The sequence below is a fragment of the Candidatus Benthicola sp. genome (genome assembly GCF_058719085.1).
This window is the reverse complement of the sequence record NZ_JBZQEK010000193.1, coordinates 1-8,710: the sequence shown is the minus strand read 5'-3', so window position 1 is coordinate 8,710 and position 8,710 is coordinate 1. Positions and strand designations below refer to the sequence as shown.

Annotated in this window: 9 protein-coding genes; 1 reads left to right on the top strand and 8 read right to left on the bottom strand. The window is 66.4% G+C overall.

Going from position 1 to position 8,710, the window contains the following annotated elements:
• The 8 genes from coaBC to AC36XV_RS13405 form a co-directional block, all read right to left on the bottom strand.
• On the bottom strand, positions 1 to 1,139 hold a 1,139-nt coding region (gene coaBC / locus AC36XV_RS13440; RefSeq protein WP_492204200.1), incomplete at its 3' end, for a bifunctional phosphopantothenoylcysteine decarboxylase/phosphopantothenate--cysteine ligase CoaBC.
• A gap of 7 nt (positions 1,140 to 1,146) precedes the next feature.
• A complete protein-coding gene (locus tag AC36XV_RS13435) occupies positions 1,147 to 1,362 on the bottom strand; it encodes a DNA-directed RNA polymerase subunit omega (protein ID WP_492204199.1) in 216 nt (71 codons plus the stop codon).
• Positions 1,359 to 2,036: a guanylate kinase gene (gene gmk, locus AC36XV_RS13430; RefSeq protein WP_492204198.1), complete on the bottom strand. Its 678-nt coding sequence runs from the start codon at positions 2,034 to 2,036 to the stop codon at positions 1,359 to 1,361. The genes AC36XV_RS13435 and gmk overlap by 4 nt, the downstream gene beginning before the upstream one ends.
• A gap of 7 nt (positions 2,037 to 2,043) precedes the next feature.
• Complete coding sequence (locus AC36XV_RS13425) at positions 2,044 to 2,928, bottom strand: YicC/YloC family endoribonuclease (RefSeq protein WP_492204197.1); 885 nt, start codon at positions 2,926 to 2,928, stop codon at positions 2,044 to 2,046.
• 40 nt (positions 2,929 to 2,968) lie between these two features.
• Positions 2,969 to 4,687, bottom strand: coding sequence for a TonB-dependent receptor plug domain-containing protein (locus AC36XV_RS13420; protein WP_492204196.1), 1,719 nt, complete (start codon positions 4,685 to 4,687; stop codon positions 2,969 to 2,971).
• A 162-nt stretch (positions 4,688 to 4,849) separates the two neighbouring features.
• Positions 4,850 to 6,103, bottom strand: a complete 1,254-nt coding sequence (gene icd / locus AC36XV_RS13415) for an isocitrate dehydrogenase (NADP(+)) (RefSeq protein ID WP_492204195.1) — start codon at positions 6,101 to 6,103, stop codon at positions 4,850 to 4,852.
• Positions 6,104 to 6,131: 28 nt separating this feature from the next.
• Complete coding sequence (locus AC36XV_RS13410) at positions 6,132 to 7,259, bottom strand: citrate/2-methylcitrate synthase (RefSeq protein WP_492204194.1); 1,128 nt, start codon at positions 7,257 to 7,259, stop codon at positions 6,132 to 6,134.
• A gap of 106 nt (positions 7,260 to 7,365) precedes the next feature.
• The gene (locus tag AC36XV_RS13405; protein WP_492204193.1) at positions 7,366 to 7,617 is read right to left on the bottom strand and encodes a hypothetical protein; all 252 of its coding nucleotides are present in this window, start codon (positions 7,615 to 7,617) and stop codon (positions 7,366 to 7,368) included.
• A 274-nt stretch (positions 7,618 to 7,891) separates the two neighbouring features.
• On the opposite strand from AC36XV_RS13405, the gene AC36XV_RS13400 reads away from it, so the two are divergent.
• Positions 7,892 to 8,710 (top strand): DUF1028 domain-containing protein (locus AC36XV_RS13400; protein WP_492204192.1); only part of this gene is annotated, 819 nt, incomplete at its 3' end.

Here is an 8,710-nt window from a genome sequence, read left to right as displayed (position 1 = left end):
TTCGGCATCAACGGGATCTCCTCGATCACGCCCTCCGCAGCGATGAGGGTCAGCTGATTCGTTTCGCTCTCCGGTCCGCGATCCTCGCGGCCCGCCTCGTTCACCGCCATCAGGTCGACGCCCTTCTCCCTCAGCTTCCGGCTCGCCGCCTCTACCGCGTCCTCCGTCTCGAGGGCGAAGCCGACGGTGAACACACCGAGCTCCTCCCGCAGCGCACGGGTCGAAGCCAGAAGGTCGGGACCTGCCTCGAGTCTCAGCTCCAGGGCGCGCTCTTCCGCACGCTTGATCTTGACGGCGGACGGGCTGGCGACCCGGTAGTCGGATACGGCCGCGGCCATGATCAGCACGTCGGCGCCCTCCAGCTCCCGAACCAGGGCCTCTCCCATCTCCTCGCTCGTCTCCACCCTGATGCAGCGCGCCCCGAACGGCGGATCGACCGAGATCGGTCCCGAGATGAAGACCACGTCCGCTCCCCGCAGCCACGCCGCCGAAGCGAGGGCGCTTCCCATTCGCCCCGAAGAGCGGTTCCCGACGAAGCGGACCGGATCCACCGGTGCGATCGTAGGACCTCCGGTGACGACCACCTTACGCCCTGCAAGCGCCGAATCGCTTCGGAGGACCCGCGCTGCCTGGAGAAAGATGTCGTCGGGCTCCGACATTCGACCCGGACCGTGCTCCCCCTCGGCCAGCTCTCCTTCCTCGGGACCGACGACGTGCACGCCCGATTCGCGGAGTACACGGACGTTGGCCTCCGTCGCCGGGTGCCGCCACATCCGCGAGTTCATCGCCGGACAGACGAGCACCGGACACGCTGCCGCCAGCAATGTCGATGTGGCCATGTCATCCGCCAGGCCGTGAGCCATGCGCGCCAGGATGTTCGCCGTGGCGGGCGCCACGACCGCGAGGTCCGCCTCCAGGCCGAGCTCGATGTGTGCGAGAGGCTCACTCCACAGATCGGTGAGTACCGGGCGGCCACTGAGCGCTTCGAACGTGGTGGTGCCCACCATTTTCTCGGCCGCATCCGTCATCACCACGTCAACCCGCGCCCCCGCCTGCCGGAATCGGCGGAGTAGAATCGCGCTCTTGTAGGCGGCGATTCCGCCGGAGACCACGAGCAGAACGCGCCGCCCCTCCAGCATGTCCCGACTACTCGTTGGAAGCGCCGCGCTTGCGGACCAGGCGGTATTCCAGCTGACCGGAGGACAGAGCGGCAAGCGCCATGGTGGTCAGCTTGTCGGCGCCGTACGGTGACCGCTCCAGCGGAAGGGCGTTCAGTTCACGGGCATACTTGGCAGCCACGAGCACCCCGAGGTACTTATCCGAGGCCGCCGGAACCAGGTCGTCGGGCGTAAACACCTTCATTCGCGTCTCGCTTCCTCCATTGCAGATGCTTCCAGCATCCGGTTCAAGGCTTTGCCGAGCGCCTCGACGCGATGCCTCGCGTCCGGGCTCAGCCGATGTACCCGGTGAGTCTCGGCCGCGACGATCGCCTCGACCCCGCTCACCGTGTCTTCCAGCTCATCGTTCACCAGCACGTAGTCGAAACGGTCGACTTCCGACAGCTCCGACAGCGCCGTCCGCATGCGGGTCCGAAAGGCCTCCTCGTCCTCGCTTCCCCTCCTTCGGAGCCGCTCCACGAGGGCCTCGAAGTCCGGTGGGAGGAGGAACACGGTCACCGAGTCCGGGTGCACGCGCTTCAACTGACGCGCTCCCTGCACGTCGATGTCCAGCAGCAGGTGAGCCCGCGCCTCCCGTGCGCGCTCCAGATTGGCTTTCGGTGTCCCGTACAACTGTCCATGTACCTCGGCCCATTCCAGGAGGTCCCCCTCTTCGATCATGCGCTCGAAGGTGGAGCGTGCCAGGAACTGATAGTCCCTTCCGTCCACTTCTCCCGGTCGGGCCGGCCGCGTCGTCGCCGAGACGGAGAACAGCAGATCCGACCGACGTCGGAGCAACTCGGTTCGAACGGTCGTCTTGCCACCGCCCGAGGGGCCGGCCAGCACGACCGCGAACCGGTGGAGGGCACCTGCCGTCACCGCCGCCTCACTCGACGTTCTCGTTCTGTTCCCGGAGGGACTCGAGCTCGTTCTTCATCTCGACGACGATCCGGGCGATCGAGGCGTCGTTGGCCTTGGATCCGATGGTATTGACCTCCCGCAACAATTCCTGGCCCAGAAAGCTGAGACGCTTGCCGACCGGTTCTTCGGCCGGACTCTCGAGCAGCTCATCGAAAGCGTCCAGGTGCGACCGGGCCCGCACGAGCTCTTCCGAGATGTCCCACTTGTCCGCGATAAAGGCGATCTCCCGGGCCAGGCGGTCCTCATCCACCTCGATGTCCGCGGCCAGCTCAGCGATGGATCGCCGCAGCCGCGACCGCTCGCGGTCGAGTCGGCCCGGCACCAGCTCCTCCACCTCCGACAGCCCCTCTCGAAGCGCCACGAGTCGGGCCGAGAGGTCCTCGGCGAGCCGCTCCCCCTCCCGATCGCGCATCGCGACCAGCTGATCGACGGCTTCCCGGGCGACCGTTCGCAGCACCTCGTCCGAGACCGCTTCTTTCGGGTCCGACGGAGCCTCGATCAACAGGCGATCGAAACGTCCGACCAGGCCGAGATCGATCTCGCCCGGGAGGTCGAAGGACTCCTGGACCCGACGAAGCGCCTCTACGTAGGCGCGAACACGCGCCTCGTCCAGCTGGTACTCGACCGGGACATTTGCCTCCCCGCCGGAGGCGCCGCCGAGCCGCAGCGTGACGTCCACGTGGCCGCGTCGCACCTGCGCGGCGATCGTGTCCCGGAGCGTTTCCTCCCATCGCTCGGCGCCCGGCGGCATCCGGAAGTGGATCTTCACGTGCCGCGAGTTGACCGAGCGTAGCTCAAGGCTCACGTCCACACCGCCGGCGGTCGCGGTGGCCGCCCCGAAGCCCGTCATGCTGCGTATCATTGGAACCGTTGAGTATAGCGTTTCAGGGTCAATTGAGGAACTCCCATTTGACTCCGAAGACCGACCGAAGCACCGGGAAGGTGAGCCCCGGGAAGTCCTCACCCTCGATCTGGGTCACGTTCTCGAACCGCCAGTAGACCCGCACCCCGAGGATGCGAACCATCAGGTTCCAGTCGATGTACTCGTATCCGGCCACGGCCACCGGCGCCTCACTGGGAGAGCCGGGCGCCGGCGAGCTGAGCATCGAGTCACGGTAGTTGAGCCCGAACGAGGCGCTGACCTCGAGCTCCTCGTCGAAGAACGAGTCGTGCCAGAAGAGCTCGGCCCGCGCGACCCCCGACGGCACGTAGAGCGGATCCTCGCCGTCGAGTACGTTCGCGTATCGATAGAAGCCCCGGACCTTCACCGGCGACACGGTCTCCCAGATCAGGTTCAGGGGGACGACGGGCGTTTCGAGCCCCACCTCGCCGATCCCGAGCTCGACGGCGCCCCCGGGGGCCGCCTCCCGGTCGAAGACGGCTCCGAAAGGCAGCTGGCGGGAGAGACTCTGGTATTCCGCCCTCCCCGAGATCGCGATCGGTCCCAGCTGCAGTCCGAGACCGGCGGCGGCCAGGTCGAACGACACGGAATCCGCCTGCTGCAGCGTCGGATAGGAGACTCCTCGCGTGCCGGTCGCTCCGTCCACGGTGAACGTGAGCCCGAGCGGCCGGGCGGCGGCCATGATCCCACCTCGCACCTCCGAGGCCGAGAACTCGTCCCAGGAGGCGAGCCGCGCCCCGAGGTTGACCGACAACCAGGGAAGAACCCGGTATCCCCCGTCCAGACCCACGTCGACGATGGGGAATACCGGATCGTCCCATAGAAGGAACGCCCCGCGGAACCACCCGCGATTCGTGTCTCCCGATAGCCGGAAGCCCCCGTTGGATACCTTCTGGACGCTCTCTCCTGCCTCGCTGAGACCCGTGGTGCCGGCAAACGCTTCCACCTGCAGGTGCTCTCCGAGGTTGCCCCGCCCCCTGAGGAAGAGCTCCGTGCGGTTGAGCTCGGCGGGCTCGTATACGGTGCGGTCCATCGACTCGGTCACCCAGTGGAGCTCGACACCGGACTCACCGCCCCCGGGGAGCCATTCCACCCGGCCCCAGAAGTTGAAGTCGTCCGAGGGGGTGTCCCCCCCCACATCGAGCAGGTCGATCGACGTCCCGACGTTGAAATCGCGACCGAGTCCGTTGCTGAACACGAGGCGCAACCGGCTGAGCCCCGGATCTCCCGTCCCCCCGGTGATTCGGGAGTAGGCCGAGCGCTTCTCCCGACGGAGCGTGGTCACTTCGGCGATCCAGCCATCCGCCCGACGCCTCACCCGCACGCTCTCGATGTTCGCCAGCGCGATCCGCGTCAGATCGACCTGCCCTGCGTCGACCGGAGTCAGCGGACGGCCGTCCATCGAGACCGAGAGGAAGCCGGGACCAAGAACGCCCTGCACTGCCTGGTGCGGACCTCCGAACCAGGTTGCACGGAGCGACGTGTACCCCGGCACCATCTCGGAGAGGAGGTCCTCCAGGGTCATCGCGTTCGAGCGGAGGATCCGGTCCCGGTCCCATTCGTACGAAGTCCACGACCATCCCTCGGAAGGCGGCCGCATCTCGGCGGCGATCTGCGCGAACGATTCTTCCGCGGCGGAATCGGCGAGAGTGCCGGTCAGATCCCCCTCGAACGGCACCACGGCCGAGTCCCGTGGGACCTCGGGCACCGGACGCTCCGGCTCCTGCGCCGGCAGGTCGAGCGCCAGGAGGAGACCGATTGCGAGCGAGAGCCCGATCCTCAGAGGCGACCTTGACCCGATACGACCCTCCGTGCGTCGGTCTTCAAGCGGGGTCCGCGGCGGACCCGCGGACCCCGCCCGCGGGCAGGCTCAGCCGGCTCGCATGTTCTCGATGATGCGGTCCCCGAACTGCGACGTCTTGGCCAGGGTGGCACCGTCCATCTGTCGCTCGAGATCGTAGGTCACGTACTTCTGCCCTACGGTGCGCTCGATTCCTGCCAGGACCGCCTCGGCTGCCTCGGGCCACCGCATGTACTCGAACATCATCACGCCCGAGAGGATGAGCGAAGTCGGATTCACCTTGTCGAGGCCGGCGTACTTCGGGGCGGTACCGTGCGTGGCCTCGAACAGCGCGACCTCGTCACCGATGTTGGCGCCCGGAGCCATCCCCAGCCCTCCGACCTGCGCGGCACAGGCGTCGGAGAGATAGTCGCCGTTCAGGTTGGGCAACGCGATGTAGTCGTATTCCGCCGGCCGCAGGAGAATCTGCTGGAACATGGCGTCCGCGATTCGATCCTTGATGACCAGCTTGCCCTCGGGCTGCTTCCCGTCGTAGGCGCTCCAGAGCTCCGTCTCGGTGATCGTCTGGTCCCCGAACTCATCCCTGGCCACCTCGTAACCCCACTCACGGAAGGCGCCCTCGGTGAACTTCATGATGTTGCCCTTGTGCACAAGCGTCACCGACTTCTTGCCGTTGCGCAGGGCGTCCCGGATGCACATGCGGACCAGGCGCTTGGTGCCGAATTCCGAGATCGGCTTCACCCCGATCCCGCTCTGCTCGCGGATGGAGCAGCCCATCTCGTCGTTCAGGAACGCCCGCACCTTCTCCACGTCCGCCGTGCCCGCCTCCCACTCGATGCCGGAGTACACGTCCTCCGTGTTCTCGCGATAGATCACGACATCGAGCTTGTCCGGAGCCTTCACCGGGGATGGCGTGCCCGCGATCCACCGGCTCGGCCGCACGCAGGCATAGAGATCCAGCTTCTGCCGGAGCGTCACGTTCAGCGAGCGGATCCCGCCCCCGACCGGGGTCGTGAGAGGCCCCTTGATGGCGACCGAGAAGTCACGGATCGCCTGAAGTGTCTCCTCCGGCAACCACTCTCCGGTGAGATCCAGAGCCTTCTCACCGGCGAACACCTCCATCCACTGGATCTTCCGGTCCGATCCGTAGGCGGCCCTGACCGCGCCGTCGAAGACCCTTACCGCCGCCGCCCAGATGTCCGGGCCCATCCCATCTCCCTCGATGAAGGGTACGATCGGGTGGTCCGGCACCTCCGGCCCTCCGGAGGTGAACTGTATGGAGTCGCCGTCCGGCACCTTCGCGTAACGATATTCAGAAGACATGTCTCATCTCTCCATGGACGACAGTGTTTCAACGTCTCTCGATGGGCACCCAGGCACGGTCCAGCTCACCCGTATACTCGGCCCGCGGTCGAATGAGCCGGTTATGCATATGCTGTTCCATCACGTGGGCGGCCCACCCGCCACTCCGTCCGACCGCGAACAGCGGCGTGAACAGATCGATGGGCAGGCCGAGAGAGTAGTATACCGTGGCGCAGTAGAAGTCCACGTTGCAGTGCAGGCCCTTGCGCTGAAGAAGCTCTTCCTCGAGCGCACGGGACACGGTGTACCAGCGTGTCTCCCCCGTCTCCGCGGAAAGGGCCTCCGCCATGCGCCTCAGGTGGGTGGCGCGAGGGTCCTCCACCCGATACACGCGGTGACCGAACCCCATGATCTTCTCTCCCCGCTCCAGAGCTCGATCCACGTACGGCCCCACCTGCTCGATCGAGTCGATCTCGAGCAGCATCCGCATGGCCGCCTCGTTCGCCCCTCCATGCAGCGAGCCCTTGAGCGCGGCGATGCCGGCCGTGATCGCCGAGTGCATGTCGGCCAGGGTGGAGGCGACGACACGCGCCGTGAAGGTCGATGCATTGAGCCCGTGGTCCAGGTAGAGGAGCCAGGATGTATCCAGGGCCTTCGCGGCCGCCTCGCCGGGGCGCTCGCCGGTGCGCATGTACAGGAAGTTGGCCGCACAGCCCAATCCCGGGTCCGGATCGATCGGCTCGAGGCCTTGTCGGAGTCGGTCGAAAGCGGCCACGATCGTCGGCATCGCAGCGACGAGGCGTCCGGCCTTCCGCAGGTCCGCCGGGTGGGAAACATCATCCGCCTCGGGGTCTGTCTGACCCAGCGCTGACACCGCCGTTCGGAGTGCGGCCATCGGAGAGGAATCGGGAGGCAGCGTTCCGAGGACCTCGATCACCGCCGGAGGCAGCGCACGGGCCGCCGCCAGGGTGCCCTCGAACGCGGTCAGCTCGATGGCCGACGGGAGTGCGTCGTACCAGAGCAAATACACCGCCTCGAGGTAGCTCGCGTGGGAAGCCAGCGCGTGCACATCGTACCCTCGATACCACAGCCGGCCGGCCGATCCGTCGATATGGCTGAGCGCCGATTCGGCCGCCACGACGCCCGCGAGCCCCGCGGAATTGCTCTTCCCTGTCATTGCGATCCCTGCCTGTCCGTCGCTTGAGTCTATGAAAAAGGGGCGCAACCCCGGGATTCACCGGTGTCACGCCCCTTGCTCGAACGGCCTTCGAGCCACCGCGTCTCTATCGAATCGCTGGATCCGGCTCTGCGACGCTGAATCGGCTCTTCAGGTCTTCCAGGCTCAAGCTCTCGAACGAGCCGGCCGGCAGTCGGATACGCCTCTGGGGCTGAGCCGGATCCGAGAAGCACACGAAGATCACGGACTCGTTGTCATCCGCCGTTCCGGACTTGTCGGGGTCGGGCCAGAAGACGTCTCTCGACGCGAGCCACGCCTTCCACCTTCTACCGCTGTCGTCCCGGAAGTGCTTGGTCATGCATACCTCGAAGTTCAGTCGAATACGAGTGCTGCAGGGCCCCCAAATATATCATCGGACAGCCTTTCTGTCCACCGGACGGAAACGGTATCGAATTTACATCATACAATTATCACTATACTGTTACAATACATTATTTTATGTGTACTCATACTGCCCCGATTCGTCCGGCCCCTGCGGCCGGTGCTTCCCTGCGGTCCCCCGGAGCCCTAGACTGCCCGGTGGATGGACGCTGGCCCTGTTCGCGCCACCTTCGTCAGAGGAGGACCGAATCATGATCTCGCGACCGGCACCCGCTCCGGCTCTTCTATCCGCCGTCCTGCTTTCGCTGGGCCTCTCGACCCCACCTGCCCTCCCCGCCCAGGATGCCGCCCGTCCGCTCCGCCCGGCCCACACCTATTCGATCGTGGCCCGAGATCCCGAGACGGGCGAGCTCGGCGTGGCCGTCCAATCCCACTGGTTTTCGGTCGGTTCCTCGGTCGTGTGGGCTCGAAGCGGCGTGGGCGCCATTGCCACCCAGTCCTTCATCGATCCCTCGTACGGCGCCAACGGATTGGTCCTGCTGGAAACGGGCAGGTCCGCCTCCCAGACGCTGGCCGGGCTCGTCGCTGCGGACGCTCATCCCGAAGTACGCCAGGTCGGGATCGTGGACGCAGCCGGGGGGACCGCGGTGCACACCGGGTCGTTGGCCATCGCGGAATCGTGTGACGTGGAAGGCGACGGATTCACGGTCCAGGCGAACTTGATGCTCCGTCCGACCGTCTGCGAAGCCATGGTCCGGGCCTACACCTCCAGTCCCGGAGATCTTGCCGAGCGACTCATGGGCGCGCTCGAGGCCGCCGAAGCCGAGGGAGGCGACATCCGGGGCCGTCAGTCCGCCGCGCTGCTGGTCGTCGCGGCCGAGCCATCCGGGAGGCCATGGCAGGACCGCCTCTTCGACCTCAGAGTCCAGGACTCCCGCGAACCGCTCGTCGAATTGCGCCGCCTGTTGTCGGTCGCACGGGCGTACCAGCACATGAACGAAGGCGACGAACAGGTCACGCGTGGCGACATCGATGCCGCTTTGGAGGAGTACCAGAAGGCGGAGGCGCTT

Excerpts from the sequence above, each read along its gene's own strand:
- AC36XV_RS13405 (WP_492204193.1), bottom strand. The coding sequence starts at position 7,617 with ATGACCAAGCACTTCCGGGACGACAGCGGTAGAAGGTGGAAGGCGTGG.
- AC36XV_RS13410 (WP_492204194.1), bottom strand. The coding sequence starts at position 7,259 with ATGACAGGGAAGAGCAATTCCGCGGGGCTCGCGGGCGTCGTGGCGGCC.
- icd (WP_492204195.1), bottom strand. The coding sequence starts at position 6,103 with ATGTCTTCTGAATATCGTTACGCGAAGGTGCCGGACGGCGACTCCATA.
- AC36XV_RS13435 (WP_492204199.1), bottom strand. The coding sequence starts at position 1,362 with ATGAAGGTGTTTACGCCCGACGACCTGGTTCCGGCGGCCTCGGATAAG.
- AC36XV_RS13425 (WP_492204197.1), bottom strand. The coding sequence starts at position 2,928 with ATGACGGGCTTCGGGGCGGCCACCGCGACCGCCGGCGGTGTGGACGTG.